The sequence below is a fragment of the Dictyobacter aurantiacus genome (assembly GCF_003967515.1).
GTDB lineage: Bacteria > Chloroflexota > Ktedonobacteria > Ktedonobacterales > Ktedonobacteraceae > Dictyobacter > Dictyobacter aurantiacus.
The window spans coordinates 1,494,117-1,509,198 of the sequence record NZ_BIFQ01000001.1 but is presented as its reverse complement, the minus strand read 5'-3'; the positions used below and the strand labels follow the sequence as shown (position 1 = coordinate 1,509,198).

Annotated in this window: 7 protein-coding genes and 3 rRNA genes; 4 read left to right on the top strand and 6 right to left on the bottom strand. The window is 53.6% G+C overall.

Annotated elements, in window-relative coordinates; genetic code table 11:
- Positions 1–67: 67 nt before the first annotated feature.
- The 3 genes from KTT_RS06110 to KTT_RS06100 all read right to left on the bottom strand — a co-directional run bounded on the left by KTT_RS06110 (position 68) and on the right by KTT_RS06100 (position 2,334).
- Positions 68–1,180 carry a DUF1648 domain-containing protein gene (locus KTT_RS06110; protein ID WP_126595131.1) on the bottom strand — a complete coding sequence of 371 codons (1,113 nt, stop codon included), beginning with the start codon at positions 1,178–1,180 and terminating at the stop codon, positions 68–70.
- A gap of 2 nt (positions 1,181–1,182) precedes the next feature.
- Positions 1,183–1,593 carry a GntR family transcriptional regulator gene (locus KTT_RS06105; protein WP_126595130.1) on the bottom strand — a complete coding sequence of 137 codons (411 nt, stop codon included), beginning with the start codon at positions 1,591–1,593 and terminating at the stop codon, positions 1,183–1,185.
- Between the two features lie 129 nt (positions 1,594–1,722).
- Complete coding sequence (locus KTT_RS06100; RefSeq protein ID WP_126595129.1) at positions 1,723–2,334, bottom strand: hypothetical protein; 612 nt, start codon at positions 2,332–2,334, stop codon at positions 1,723–1,725.
- Between the two features lie 850 nt (positions 2,335–3,184).
- On the opposite strand from KTT_RS06100, the gene KTT_RS06095 reads away from it, so the two are divergent.
- On the top strand, positions 3,185–4,540 hold the full coding sequence (locus KTT_RS06095; protein WP_235845616.1) for an MFS transporter: 1,356 nt from the start codon (positions 3,185–3,187) through the stop codon (positions 4,538–4,540).
- Between the two features lie 72 nt (positions 4,541–4,612).
- Here the strand turns inward: KTT_RS06095 and KTT_RS06090 are convergent, their stop codons facing one another.
- Entirely contained in the window at positions 4,613–5,137 is a 525-nt protein-coding gene (locus tag KTT_RS06090; RefSeq protein ID WP_126595128.1) for a hypothetical protein, read from the bottom strand.
- Positions 5,138–5,508: 371 nt separating this feature from the next.
- Here KTT_RS06090 and KTT_RS06085 point away from each other — a divergent pair, with 371 nt between their 5' ends.
- Positions 5,509–5,967 (top strand): lipocalin-like domain-containing protein, encoded by a 459-nt coding sequence (locus tag KTT_RS06085; protein ID WP_126595127.1) that lies wholly within the window; start codon positions 5,509–5,511, stop codon positions 5,965–5,967.
- Between the two features lie 106 nt (positions 5,968–6,073).
- On the opposite strand, the gene KTT_RS06080 is transcribed toward KTT_RS06085, so the two are convergent.
- Together KTT_RS06080 and rrf are read right to left on the bottom strand one after the other, a co-directional pair.
- Complete coding sequence (locus KTT_RS06080) at positions 6,074–8,989, bottom strand: ATP-dependent DNA helicase (protein ID WP_126595126.1); 2,916 nt, start codon at positions 8,987–8,989, stop codon at positions 6,074–6,076.
- A gap of 228 nt (positions 8,990–9,217) precedes the next feature.
- Positions 9,218–9,334: ribosomal RNA gene (rrf, locus tag KTT_RS06075) — 5S ribosomal RNA — on the bottom strand.
- A 742-nt stretch (positions 9,335–10,076) separates the two neighbouring features.
- Between rrf and KTT_RS06070 the strand changes: the two genes are divergently transcribed.
- Positions 10,077–11,555 (top strand): 16S ribosomal RNA (locus tag KTT_RS06070).
- A gap of 419 nt (positions 11,556–11,974) precedes the next feature.
- A 23S ribosomal RNA gene (locus KTT_RS06065) occupies positions 11,975–14,939 on the top strand.
- The last annotated feature ends 143 nt before the right edge of the window (positions 14,940–15,082 follow it).

The following is a 15,082-nucleotide window of genomic DNA, read 5'->3' as shown; positions in this document are numbered from 1 at the left end:
TGGACTAGTTTGAAGGACGTATGCATGTAGCATTGCGCTACATGCATACGTCTTTGTTTTGGCCATGTTAATGACCGAGGATGATTGGCAATAGCGATGAGATGAGGATGATGACGATAAAGGCGACCGTAATGATCTTGCCTGTGGGGTTGCCAAAGTTGATGGTCATGCCAAGCCCCATACGCTTCTCGACCCATAGGGCCGGATCTTCAGGATTATAATAGAGTATGCCACCAATCCAGTAGCGATCATCATCGCGGGCCACGAACTGCTTGTTGATATTGACCTGCGTGCGCTGAGTCTGACTGGCACGGCTCATCAGGCGTGTCAGATAGGCGATGGTCCCGACCAGTATCAGAATCGTGATCGTGGTCACGATAGGCACAATGGTCACAGAGCTGCTGGGCGGCAGGACACCGAATACCAGCAAAGCAGTAAACAGAAAGATGAGGTTGGTCATCGTCGTTATCACCAGGAGCAGCCTGCTAGTGCCCTGGCGCAGCAAGCGCTGGCGCTCATGGTCCGCCTCAGGATTGGCCGGATCGATCTGCTGGCGCGTATAGGGCAGGTAGTAGGCCAGGATATAGAGCAGGCCGCTAACCAGGATCACAGGTAACGGTAGCGTCCACAGTGCCACCGCCTTATCGGTCCACTGATTGGGCTGTCCATCGGCTCCAAAGTGGGTTGGGATCATTGCTGGCAGCGCTGGATAGCGCACGATACCGATGGCGATGATCGCGGCCAGGATCAGCAGAGATGGCAGCAACCAGAGCAACGAAGGACGGCCCACCTCCGATCTCGTCGTGCCAACCTCCGCCATGACCACCTGGCGCAGACCGTTGTACCAACCTTCGCCCTCCTTCACATGCGCGATGCGTTTATGCGCGCTATAATAATTGAAGTAGATCAATATTGTCGTCACCAGGATGCCGGCCACGTTGGTATAGATCAAAGAGTTATACTGCGCGAAGAACCAGCTGGCGGCCCCTACCAGGAGAGCGATCACGATCAGACCGGTATGATAGTCGCGTCGCGCATGCGCGATAATCGGTGCATCCACGCGATCAGGCGGAATACGTACCCCAAAGGGTAGCGTAGGAGGCATAACGCGCGTCCACAACCACGCGGACACAACCAGGACGAGAGAAATGATGCTCATAAGTACATAGAGGGTACCCATTGTTAGCTCCAATTCTGTGGATTACTACTATTCTCTTGATGCTGTAAAGCAGCCTCTTCAAACTCTTTTAAGATGGCATGGCACTGTCGCAAAATCTCTTCAGAAGAAACATTTTTAGCGTAGGCCTCGGCCAGCAGCGTCTTCTGCCGCTCCTGCCAGGTAGTTGATAGAGGAGGCGTCACCTGAATGACGGCCCCCGTCTTACGCCTGAGCTGAATAAAGCCCTCGCGCTCCAGCAGATCATAGGCTTTATTGACCGTATGCAGATTGATGCCAAAGTCGGAGGCCAATTGCCTGATAGATGGTAGACCCGTGCCTGCCGGCAACTGCCCGCTGGCAATCCCCTCAATGATCTGGTCGCGAATCTGCATATAGATAGGTTTCTCGCTATCGATCTCTATCATCAAAAACATGGCGTAAGCCTTTCGCTACTTTGTAATATATATACTATAACAAATAGAACAAAGAATTGCAATATGCTATAAAAGGAAAGGTAGAGATTGTGATGTGTCGGTAACAAAAAGGGGAAAGGAACGAGAAAGCTACGAGCGCTTAATGCTCAGGATGCCCATGTCCTCAAGGTCGCGCAGGATCTGCAGCACCTCGCGGATACGATCCTCGTGTGGTGAAAGGATAGAAGCAATCTTTCCCACAGTCCGCGTACCATCTGCCAGTACCAGGACACGCTTCAAGTGACGTGGAAAGCGTGTTAGAAGCGTTGAATCGAGCGGTATACTTCTCTGGGGGATAAAGTTGGTAGCGGGATGGGGTCCTGCGTTATGCCCGGCGTACTGGGGAATAGCTGGAATCTGTGCCGTGTTATGCCCGGCGTGTTGAGGAATAGCTGGAATCTGTCCCGTTGTATTGGTGCGCACGGCGGGCAGGCGTGGACTGGTCTGCACATACTCTTGCATCACCGTCCAATCTAATACACCGACGTAGGCGATCGTATTGAGGGCCGACCGACCAGACGTGAGCAGCTGACCCTGAGCATTGACGATATAGCACGAGACGATGCTGCCCTGGACCATATCAACAAAGACATAGCTATTGTCCAGCCCGAGTGTGCCTGGTGGTAACTGTGCCCGCAGACGCCCGTTCTGCTGATATCTTTGCATTACCTGGAAGAGGGTTGACTGACCGATCCTATACACCGCGCACCTCTCGATTAAACGCTTTTCTTATAGAGGGGTATCCCTCTCTCTCGATAAGCCAAAGTGTGTCTCCATGGTTTATTGCATATAGTCTTGATGATGTATGCATAAGAATCAATAGAAACTCTATTGTCCAGTGACATTGTAAAGATAAATTGCCGACGCTATAAGTGAGGGGCTTTTCTCTCAGTACTGTAATACTGTAAACATTAAAGCCCATGTAATTGATAAAGAAAGAGCAGGAATCGGACCTATTAGAACAAGGCTGGAGGAATATAGTCAACGTATACGGTCGCACATGATTCCATGTATGAGTATTGTAACATAATCTTTTTGAAAGAGGAGCCATCAGGACTTTTAGTTATAAAGGATGGATCATATATGTGTCCTTTATACGGCTGCAATAATATCTTTTGGTCTATGCTAGTATTTAATGACACAAAACATTAATATTTATTTTCGTATTGGGACGGGCAAATCGCTGGCCGATTATATGGTATAGTTACCAGTAAAGATATTTTTTTGCATGTGTCTAACTTTTGCCACCCCAGGGGGTGGGTGATAGCCCTTTCAAGTATAGGTTTTCAAGGGCCTTGCCCTTTGAGCGCGCCTGTGCCGCCTGACGGCGGCCCAAGGTGAGAGTAAATCAGGGGACACCCCTGAAACCCCGCCAGGGGCTGCGGCCCCTGGACCCCGCTCCCAAAAACCTATACCTGTAAGGGGTGATAGCCCCCGCACGCGCGTCCGCTGCGCAACCGCGCTGGTTTTGTGGGTTGGTGCATGGAGCGCGGATGCGCACCCCATGCACCAACCCACAATGGACTCGTGAGCTAGTTAAAGAGGTACATACGTGAGTCTTGTCAACAGGGATGATCAGCAGTCTGAGTTTGCGCTCTCTAACACTTCGCCGCCCGCTTCTGAAATTAGTTCAGCCCCACCACCACCCATCCACGATCCTTACGCCGCCATGCGTTCGCGTGATTTCCGCTTATTGCTGATTGGATCGTTCATCGTCTCGATGGGTGAAAGGATGCTAGAGGTCGCGTTAGGATGGGATCTGTACGATCGTACCAACTCTGCCCTGGTCCTGGGTGGTGTTGGACTGGTTTTAATTATTCCAGTAATCTTATTATCGTTGCCCGCCGGACATATCGCCGATCGCGTGAACCGTAAAGCGATCATGCTTATTTCACAGAGCGTGCTGGTCATAGCTTCACTGGGGCTGGCCGCCTTCTCCCTCTTTCATGGTTCGCTTATCCTGATTTATGCCTGCCTGTTCGTCATCGGTACCGCCACAGCGTTCCTGAATCCAGCCAGTTCCGCTCTGTCGGCCCAGACAATCCCTGAGGAGCACTTTGAGAACTCCGCCACCTGGAGTAGTAGCTCCTGGCAGCTTGCCTCTGTAATGGGGCCGGGCCTGGGTGGCACGCTGGTCGGTCTCTTCCATAGCGCCACCCTGGTCTACGTCCTGAACGCGCTGGCCGCTTTTACCTTTGTCATTCTCTTGATTTTCATCAAGGCGCGCCACCAGGTCGTCAAAGCAGAGGCGCAAAAAGAGAAAGCGGAGACCAGCTGGAGAGAGGTTTTTGAGGGCGTGCATTTTCTGCGGCGCACCCCGGTGTTGCTGGCGGCGATCACGCTGGATCTCTTCGCCGTTCTGCTGGGTGGGGCTACGACCCTGTTACCGATCTTTGCGCGTGACATTCTTCATGTAGGTCCAACTGGACTCGGCTGGTTGCGCGCGGCCCCCTCGATTGGAGCCCTGTGCGTGGTACTGATCCTTACCCATCGCCCGCCCTTCAAGCGTGCCGGACCAACCCTGCTGATCGCTGTGGCCGGCTTTGGTCTTGCCACCATCGTCTTCGGACTCTCGCGCTCGTTCTGGCTCTCGCTGGCCATGCTCTTTCTGTTGGGAGCCCTGGATGATGTGAGCGTCGTCATTCGCAGCTCGCTGCTGCTGACCCGGACGCCCAACGAGATGAGGGGACGTGTCTCGGCGGTCAACTCACTTTTTGTGGGGGCATCAAATGAACTGGGGGGCTTTGAATCGGGACTGACTGCGCAACTATTCACTCCTATCCTCTCTGTCGTCGCCGGTGGCATTGGTACCATCCTGGTCGTAATCTGCGTTGCCCTCTGCTGGCCCGAAATGCGCCGTCTAGGAACGCTGCGCGAGACTGAGAAGCAACCTGATCAAGATCACTGATCTCAAGCCCGTTATGCAGTTTCATGGTTCCTGACGGCGCATAGAAAAAGATTCTGCTGTGTCAAGCTGTTGCTACAGTTGGCGTTGTGGTTCTGTAGCTTTGATGGCCAGCGTTAGAGCTACGCCATCTTCGGCCAGGGCCCAGATGATGTCGGGTATACCAGTTGTGTTGGGAGCAAAGGTACGGATGGTATAGCCAGCTACCGTTCCCAGGGCCGCGCCCAGCGCACCGCGCATCGCGCCCATCAGTGGTGGCTGCCCTATCCGCTTGTTAAGCACCGCTCCCGACAATGCCCCAATCACAATGCGGCCCAGAAAAGGGCCCTTTGAGATACGACTGGGAATAACAGGCAATTTATCTCCAATAGCTTCGCCAACCGCTAGAAAGGTTGTTACTGTTTTGAATGTCGACGAGCTCTCTCCACTGGTCGCGGTCAACACCGCGATCGGTGTCATAGAGCGCAGGCCGGCCGCGATCCCCAGCCAGGAAGCCTTATTTATATCCTCGACCGCGATGGAACTGGTAGCTGGACGCGTAAAAGTAATTGAGGGAAACTCGATATGGGTCTTATTATTCTCTTTATGTATAGCAGTCATCTTGCTTCAACCTTTCTATTACACAGACCTCCTTGCTTCTATCCTACACGTCTGAAAGAAACCATTTGGCGCACCAGGGTCTACATGTAGATCTGCCATAGTGGCGACCAGGACTAAGATCTGCGCAATAATCGTCATGTTTATGTTAATTTTCTGCTACAAATTAGGCATACTACTCTTTCTACACGTAGCAGTTGCGCGAAAAGTTGTACCGTCAGTGCTGCGCATTATTTGACAGCTATACGGGCACTGTGTGTAAATATGGAGACGGTAACATTATATAAAACAAGAGTATGAATTTTGCGTAGCGCGTTAGCAACTGTAGAAGTTGCGCAGATAAGTAGCTTACAAGCTGAAAAGGACGGCCACTGATGGAACAAATTATCGCTCCGGCCGATTTAATCGGCACATGGAAGTTGGCTTCAGTAGAGATGCGCTATAGTGATGGGGATATTCGCTATCCCTGGGGAACGCATGCCAGGGGGCACCTGGTGTATTCCTCTGATGGTTACATGTCGGCGGTCATCGCCACCGACGATCGACCGCTGTTCGCGACGGAAGATATTTTAGCCGGCAGTCTGGAAGAGCAGGCCCGGGCCGCCCGATCCTATGTCTCCTATGGGGGACCATATGAGCTGCACGGCAATGAGGTCACCTATCATGTTGAGGTCAGCTTATTTCCCAACTGGGTTGGCCAGGCACAACTACGCTACATCGAGATGGTGGACGACCGACAGCTAATCCTGCGTTCCGTGCCCATCCTGGCCAACGGTAAGCAGGGGACCAGTTATCTGACCTGGCACAAGTATGCGCCAGGGATTGATAGCTAACCGGCTGGTAGTCTACCAGTCCATTGTTATTGGTGCATGTGGGGCGCATCAGCGCCCCACATGCACCAATACACAAAAAACAGTGCGGCCGCGCGTGCGGCGTATCTTACAACGAGATGGTTCCCTGTTTCGAGCAGAGATAGCGGATATCACAGCGCTGGCAGACCTCGCGTGGAGGAGGCGTGATCACTTCAAACTGCTTATTCAAAATCTTGTGACTGATGGTATCAAAATAGCTATCGACCTGCTCCAGGTCCTCCTTGTGAAAAGGAATCTCCATCAATGCATCCCGCTTATTGGGCTCGGCTGTCCAATAGAGCGCCAGGCGCGCGGGCAACTGACGTGTGCGACGCTCCAAAGCATGGGCGTACAGATAGAGCTGCTGCTTATAGGCTGCCACGATCGCCGCGTCCTCTTCAGGCCGGGTCCCGGACTTGAAATCGATGATCTCCAATCCCTGCTGTCCCCGTACCAGCAGATCCATCTTGCCCGTCAACAGATACTGATCCTTCTCAACCTGGAAGCTATACTCGGCGTCGTACACCTGGTCAAGTAGATCCTGATTCTGATCAAAGTAGCGCAGGATCTGCGCCAGCGCCTTCTGTTTACTGGCCTGATCCAGGGGAGTCATGCCACTACAGGTCAGGAAATAAAAGGTTCGTTCAAACAGTTCCAGAATCAAATGCTCATGGACGCTGTTCAGAGGCTGCTCCAGAGCGAGACGATGGATACCCTCTAACGTCTGGTGAATGAGCTGGCCATAAAAAGTATTGGCGGTGTGGGCTGGACTGAAGTTGTGTTCGCGCAGGTACTCGAATTGCCGGGGACAGGTATCGTAGAGCGTGATATGGCCGGTCAGGCTTAAGCGGCGCTTAGGCGGCTCATGCGGTTGCACCTCTTCCGCGGGTGGCATCTGGAGCATCAGCTCGCGATAGTGATACTCTAATGCCTGTGTATTGTACCAGAGCAAGCTAAACTGGCTATGCGGCTTCAGAGGCGCGCTCAGGATCAGCACCTGCCGGGCGCGGGAGAAAGCCACATAGAACAGGCGCCGGGTATCGAAGGCCGGAATATATTTCTCGGGCTCGACCGCTGCCCGCTGGTAGTATGGCCGCAACGCCCGGTCCTCATTGCCACCCTGGGGAGGCGCCTTATCCAGTCGCCCCACGATGACCACCGGAAACTCCAGCCCCTTTGCCTGGTGGATTGTCATGATCTGTACATGATCCAGCGGCACCAGTTCATCTGGATTCTCGAATTGATTAACCCCGTCCAGATGGAGAAAGTAGAGGAAGGTGTGAAAGAAATCGTATTGAATGGCGGCCAGATTTCTGGTACTGAGATGGGTGTGTTGAAAGCTGGTTAAAAACGCCTTGAGGTGTTGCGAGAAGATAACCAGGCTGGCCAGGGCCTGCTTATCCGCTCGGTAGGTATCGAAGGCAGACGTAAAAATGAAGCGATAGAAATAATCCGCCAGCTGTTTTTCGGCGGTCTCAGACCACTCGCTGGTCGTCCAGATCTCCTCCTGGATCGCATGCAGCTCGCTGGTCAGGTCGCGATGGCGCTGACAGGTCAGGGTCAGTAGTTCCCGACATGACTGGAGATAGAGCAGAAAATTTTCCTGCTCGGGTGTAAAGTTGGCCTCCTGCAGATGAAGCAACTGAGCAAAGCATCCCAGCAGCAGTTGAATTTCCGGTTGATTGAAATAGTTGCGCGCTCGCGGACAATGGGTCGTGATATGGTATTTTTCGAGTGCATCGATGTATGGCTGGCTGTACGACGAACGTACGCTATGCAGCAGGATGGCGACCTGGCTATAATCCTGGATGCGTCCCTCCTGCTTTAGCTCATAGATCAGGCGCGCGAACTGTTCCGCCTCATCGTTGTGATCCCGAGCTTCCAGCGTGATTACGGCTGGATAATGTGCCGTCTCAGCGGGAGATAGAGCCGAGCGGATCGTTTTTTTGGTACGGAAGATACCGGACAGATAGGTGGGTGCCTGCGGGAAGGAGGCATGTAGACTCTCCATCCACCGGTTGCAGGTAGCGATAATAGCCGCGTGTGAGCGATAATTGAGAGTCAACTGCACCTGTTTGCAGTCGGGAAATGTCTGTGCGAACTCAAGAATATTGCGTACCGTGGCGCCGCGAAAGCGGTAGAGGGCCTGATCCTCATCCCCGACCACACAAAGATTGCGCTCACCATTTGCCAGAGCCAATTTAGACAGGATCTGTTCCTGGATATAGTTGGTATCCTGATATTCATCGACCAGCACATAACGAATATGTTGAGCGATACTTTGAAAGACCGTTGGCTGCTGGAGCAGGTCATAGGCATATTTTTGCAGGTGCGCGAAGTCAACATAATTAGCGTCACGCAGGAGCGCGGCATACTTCCGATAGATGTGTGGCAGCATACTGGTCAGGGTACGCTGATCGCTGCTGGCATCCAGGTACGGATGGGGAAATTCTTGCAGCAACCTATCGACGATCAATTCTTCGGCAATCTTGTCACACAGAAACCGCAGTTTTTTGGCGATCTGCCAGCCGCTTCCCCACTGCTCACTCAGAAAGCGCAGCATCCCCGGACTACACAACTCATCCAGGTGACGGTAGATCAGCATCTGCTGTGAAAACTGGTCCAGCGTCTCAAAATTATTGCCCAGCGGTGTATGGTTCAGATGACGGATCAAAAACTGCTTACAGATGCTATGGATAGTTCCGACCTTGATCTGTGACAGGTCCTCTGTATAACCGATCTTGCGCGCGATCTCGTACAGCCGGTCCTGCATCTCATAAGCGGCCTTCTGAGTATAGGTGCACAGTATCATGCCCTCGGGGGGCGTATCTCCGCAGAGAAGCAGATTCATCGCCAGCAACGTCAGGCTATAAGTCTTGCCGGAACCGGGACCCGCGATCACGCGCAGCGGCCCCTGTTTGTGGGCCACGATAGCCCGCTGATCATCATTCATCTCGTAGTGGGAAATTAATAGAGGGGAAATAGCACCACCGGTCTCTATCATCAATCGACATGCTTTCTATACAGGGGGAGCCAACCGCTGCACCAGGCCAGCCAGTTCGCCCATAGCAACAACAATCGAGGTTTCTCATGTATAGATATACGCAGCGCAATCAGCTTTTTTTGACGAAACCAGCCCAATAGGTAATACGGGTGAATAAATCGTGGTCATCGTAGGTGCGCCCCTTGCGGGCGCTTTGGAGCAACAAAAAACCACCCGTATGGGCGGGTGAGACGGCGACTTCCTATTTTCCCACGCAGTTGCCCACGCAGTATCATCGGGGAGGAAGAGCTTAACTTCCGTGTTCGGGATGGGAACGGGTGTGCCCTCTTCGCTATTGTCACCAGCTCACCTGCACATGCAAGTGGTTTTTCTGACAGAGGGAATACTACTACAGAGTTCAATCCCTGTCAACCCCTTTTTGACATGAATTTGGATGAATGTTTCCTCGCTCCCTATGTTTCGCCAATTTTATGGCTGAGGACAAATATGTCTGAAAAATGCTTGACAGATGATTGGCACTGTGGCATAATCATCGAGCTGTCAACAAACGAAACAATCACCTGGTTTGATGAGCATGGGTGCTCCTGTTCGTTCGCATCAGCTGTGCTACGGTAAGGTAGCCTCTCCGGGATCAACTTCTCCCCCTTGAAGACACACCACGCAGGATAACTGCTTTTGTGGCTGTGTCAGGCCGTTTTTGACGGCGGTTCCCAGCGGAACCGGGGCGCACAACGAGATTTCGGACGGCTCGCAAAAGTGGTCCTAAAACCGCTTGACAAAGCACAACGAATATGCGATACTACAGCACGTGAGACAAGCAAGCGAAAAAACATCAAGCGCCTGTCTCCTGGCAGAATGAAGGTTCTGTCAACTCAGTACCTTGACAACTGAAGAGTGGAAAGCAGAACAGCAACTGGAACAACAACACACAACGAACCAGTTCCTGTCAATTCGGAGGCTTGATGGTTTTTCCATTGAGCATCCACATAATCTGCGAAATAAGCCAATGTTAATGTAACTTGGCCATGATCGCAATTCACATGCAATTGCACATCCGCTCGCTGAGCGCGATGTTCAGATATACAATTGGATGGCGAGTTTGATCCTGGCTCAGGATAAACGCTGGCGGCGTGCCTAACACATGCAAGTCGAACGCCCTACGCAAGTAGGGAGTGGCGGACGGGTGAGGAACACGTGGGTCATCTGCCCTGGGGTGAGGAATACCGGCGAGAAATCGCCGACAATACCGCATAGCTTCGTAAGAAGAAAGCCGGAAACGGCGCCCGAGGATGAGCCTGCGCTCGATTAGTTGGTTGGTGGGGTAATGGCCTACCAAGACCGCGATCGATAGCTGGTCTGAGAGGACGATCAGCCACACTGGGATTGAGAACGGCCCAGACTCCTACGGGGGGCAGCAGTGAGGAATTTTCGTCAATGGGGGCAACCCTGAACGAGCAACGCCGCGTGCAGGAAGAAGGTTTTCGGATCGTAAACTGCTTTTCTCTGGGACGAGAACGGACGGTACCAGAGGAATCAGCCTCGGCTAACTACGTGCCAGCAGCCGCGGTAATACGTAGGAGGCGAGCGTTGTCCGGAGTTACTGGGCGTAAAGCGCACGCAGGCGGTCAGGTAAGTCTGTGGTGACAGTCGTCGGCTCAACTGACGAAGTACTATGGAAACTGTCTGACTTGAGGGCTTCAGAGGGACACGGAATTCCGGGTGGAGTGGTGAAATGCGTAGATATCCGGAGGAACACCAAAGGCGAAGGCAGTGTCCTGGGAAGTACCTGACGCTCAGGTGCGAAAGCTAGGGGAGCGAACAGGATTAGATACCCTGGTAGTCCTAGCCGTAAACGATGACCACTAGACGTTGGGGGTATCGACCCCTTCAGTGTCGCAGTTAACACAATAAGTGGTCCGCCTGGGGAGTACGGTCGCAAGATTAAAACTCAAAGGAATTGACGGGGACCCGCACAAGCAGCGGAGCGTGTGGTTTAATTCGATGCAACGCGAAGAACCTTACCAAGGCTTGACATGAACTTGCACCAGCCGTAACGGGCTGTCCCTTCGGGGCGGGTTCACAGGTGCTGCATGGCTGTCGTCAGCTCGTGTCGTGAGATGTTGGGTTAAGTCCCGCAACGAGCGCAACCCCTGTCGTTAGTTGGATTTTTCTAGCGAAACTGCCGTTATAAGACGGAGGAAGGCGGGGATGACGTCAAGTCAGCACGGCCCTTACGCTTTGGGCGACACACACGCTACAATGGTCAGGACAAAGAGTTGCGAACCCGCGAGGGGGAGCTAATCTCGTCAAACCTGGCCTCAGTTCAGATTGGAGGCTGCAACCCGCCTCCATGAAGTTGGAGTTGCTAGTAACCGTAGGTCAGCACACTACGGTGAATACGTTCCCGGGTCTTGTACACACCGCCCGTCACACCACGAAAGTTGGCAACACTTGAAGCCGCTGGGCTAACCCTTCGGGGAGGCAAGCGTCGAGGGTGGGGTCAGTGATTGGGGTGAAGTCGTAACAAGGTAGCCGTACCGGAAGGTGCGGCTGGATCACCTCCTTTCTAGGGAGCTTGGATGAACGTTCTTCACAGAAGAACACACAGTTTCATCCCACTTCCAGGTCGACCAGGACATTGGTGAAATGGCGTGTTGCCAGAAGCGACGCTGGTTTCCACTCTTGAGCTGTTGGGGTACAACCACCGCAACACGCAGCATGCGCACCAGGGGGTGCAGGGGGACGGCAGTCCCCATGCCAGGGGTCTGGGGGTGTCCCCCAGGATCTTCTCCCTCTACCGCGCGCCGCCGCAGGCGGCAAGCGTGTGGCGAGAGCCACCACAACAGTGCACCTGAACAACTGAAGATAGTATTCCTTCAATTTTGCTGAGCGAATGTATTGCCAGCCAGAGTTGAAGCAGAGGATCGATTTATTCTCGCAAAGAATAAGTCAAAGCATTCATAGACCATGATGAAGAGACGTAGAGAACAAGCTACACAGAGTACGAGGTGGATGCCTTGGCGCTAAAGACCGAAGAAGGACGCGGAGACCGGCGAAACGTTCGGGGGGAGCTGCATACAAGCGATGAACCCCGAGAATCCGAATGAGGCAACTCCTCCAGAGTGATGTCTGGAGACCGCCTGCTGAACACATAGGCAGTGACGGGGGGCAGTGGGTGAACTGAAACATCTCAGTAACCCGACGAAGAGAAATCAACCGAGATTCCCGTAGTAGTGGCGAGCGAACCGGGAGGAGCCCAAACCGATGAACCCTCGGGTCCATCGGGGTTGTAGGACCGACAACAAACAATGACGAACTACTTGAACGCGTTGGAAAGCGCGACCAGAGCGGGTGACAGTCCCGTAAAGGACGGTTTGTTAACGTGGGTCGGGATCCTGAGTACCACGAGACACGTGCAATCTTGTGGGAAGCTGGGGGGACCACCCTCCAAGGCTACACATCTTTAGCGACCGATAGCGAACAAGTACCGTGAGGGAAAGGTGAAAAGCACCCCGAGAGGGGGATGAAAGAGACCCTGAAACCACGTACTCACCAGCAGTCAGAGGCCACTGTTCCAGGAGGAACCAAGGGCTAATGGCGTGCCTTTTGTAGAATGATCCGGCGAGTGCATCGTCGTAGCCTGGTTAACCAGCGCTAAAGCTGGGGAGCCCCAGGGCAACCGAGTCTGAACAGGGCGAACGTTGCGGCGATGCGACCCGAAACCGTGTGAGCTATCCATGAGCAGAGTGAAGCGGATGTGACAGTCCGTCGAGGCTCGCACCCACCAGTGTTGCAAAACTGGGGGATGACTTGTGGATAGGGGAGAAATTCCAATCGAACACGGAGATAGCTGGTTCTCCCCGAAATGTATTGAGGTACAGCTGTATGACACACTATCCTGGAGGTAGAGCTCTGAATGGGCTAGGGGCCTCGTGCAGGTTACCAAACCCAAGCAAACTGCGAATGCCAGGACAGCATGCATGCAAGTGAGACGGCGGGGGCTAAGCTTCGTCGTCAAAAGGGAAACAGCCCAGACCATCGGCTAAGGTCTCCAAGTATCCGCTGAGTGTAAAAGGGGGTCACAACGCCCAAACAGCCAGGATGTTGGCTTAGAAGCAGCCACCATTTAAAGAGTGCGTAATAGCTCACTGGTCGAGTGTCGTGGCACCGACAACGTATCGAGGCTGAAGCGGATTACCGAAGCCATGGAACCTCTCTCTTGAAGAGAGGTTGGTAGGGGAGCGTTCTCCAGCAGAGAAGCCAGACCGCAAGGACTGGTGGAGCGAAGAGAAGTGAGAATGCCGGAATGAGTAGCGTCATGTCTGTGATAACCAGACACACCGAATGCCTGAGGGTTCCTGGGCACCGTCAAACGTCCCAGGGTGAGTCGGGTCCTAAGCCGAGGGCGTCATAGCCGTAGGCGATGGAAAGCAGGTCAGAGATTCCTGCACCGGAGATGCTCGTGATGAGCAATGGGGGGACGCGGTAAGGAAGGTGAGCCCATCGATTGGACAGGATGGGTCTGTGCGGTGAAGTGCGAAGCCGAGGCAAATCCCGGTTTCCTGTGCATGACACGTGCAGCGAGCGGACGTCAGTCCGCGGAAGTCATCGGCCCCTAGGCCGCCAAGAAAAGCCTCTCGCCAGAGTCATCTCCGCCCGTACCGCAAACCGACACTGGTAGGCAGGGGGAACACTCCCCAGGTGATCGAGCGACCCTCTGTTAAGGAACTCGGCAAATTGACCCCGTACCTTCGGAAGAAGGGGTGCCCTAGTAGCGAGACTGGCTTGCCAGGAGCGTGAGGGGGTTGCAAGAAATTGGCTCAACCGACTGTTTACCAAAAACACAGGTCTCTGCGAACGCGAAAGCGGAAGTATAGGGGCTGACTCCTGCCCAGTGCCGGAAGGTTACGAGGAGCGGTGATCGTAGCTGCGAATCTAAGCCCCGGTGAACGGCGGCCGTAACTATAACGGTCCTAAGGTAGCGAAATTCCTTGTCGGGTAAGTTCCGACCCGCACGAAAGGAGTAACGAGTTGAGCACTGTCTCGACAGAGGACTCGGCGAAATTGAAGTACCCGTGAAGATACGGGTTACCCACGACAGGACAAAAAGACCCCGTGGAGCTTTACTACACCTTGACCTCGAAACGAGGCAGAGCGTGCGTAGCATAGGTGGGAGTCGGAGAACCTATCCTTGTGGGGGTAGGGGAGACGGCAATGAAATACCACTCTCGTTGTGTTTTGTTTCTCACACGTCACCGTGAGCCGGGACGTGGACAGGATCAGGCGGGTAGTTTGACTGGGGCGGTCGCCTCCCAAAGAGTAACGGAGGCGCCCAAAGGTTCCCTCAGGGTGGATGGACATCACCCACAAGAGTGTAAAGGCACAAGGGAGCTTGACTGCAAGACGGACAGGTCGAGCAGGGACGAAAGTCGGGCTTAGTGATCCCACATTCCCGAGTGGAAGGAGTGTGGCTCAACGGATAAAAGCTACCCCGGGGATAACAGGCTTATCTTGCCCAAGAGTTCACATCGACGGCAAGGTTTGGCACCTCGATGTCGGCTCGTCGCATCCTGGGGCTGGAGTAGGTCCCAAGGGTTGGGCTGTTCGCCCATGAAAGCGGCACGCGAGCTGGGTTCAGAACGTCGCGAGACAGTTCGGTCTCTATCCGTCGTGGGCGTAGGAGAATTGAGGGGCGTCATCTCCAGTACGAGAGGACCGAGATGGCTCGACCGCTGGTGTGCCAGTTGGCCTGCCCGGGCCAGAGCTGGATAGCTATGTCGAGAAGGGATAAGCGCTGAAAGCATCTAAGCGCGAAGCCGCACCCAAGACGAGTTCTCCCACTCTCTTGAAGAGTCAAGATCCCAGGAAGACGACCTGGTCGATAGACGACACGTGGACACCTGGTAACAGGCGGAGCGAAGTCGCCCTAATGATCGTACGGCTTGTTTCACCATTGTGTATCTTCATCGTGGACGCATGCAGTGCGCGTCCTCTGCTTCACGCTGGTTGGCAGCGCGCTCGGCAAAATTGAGGGAATACTATTTCCAGTTATTCAAGCAAATAAAAAAGCTTCCAAGATTCGTTATATATATA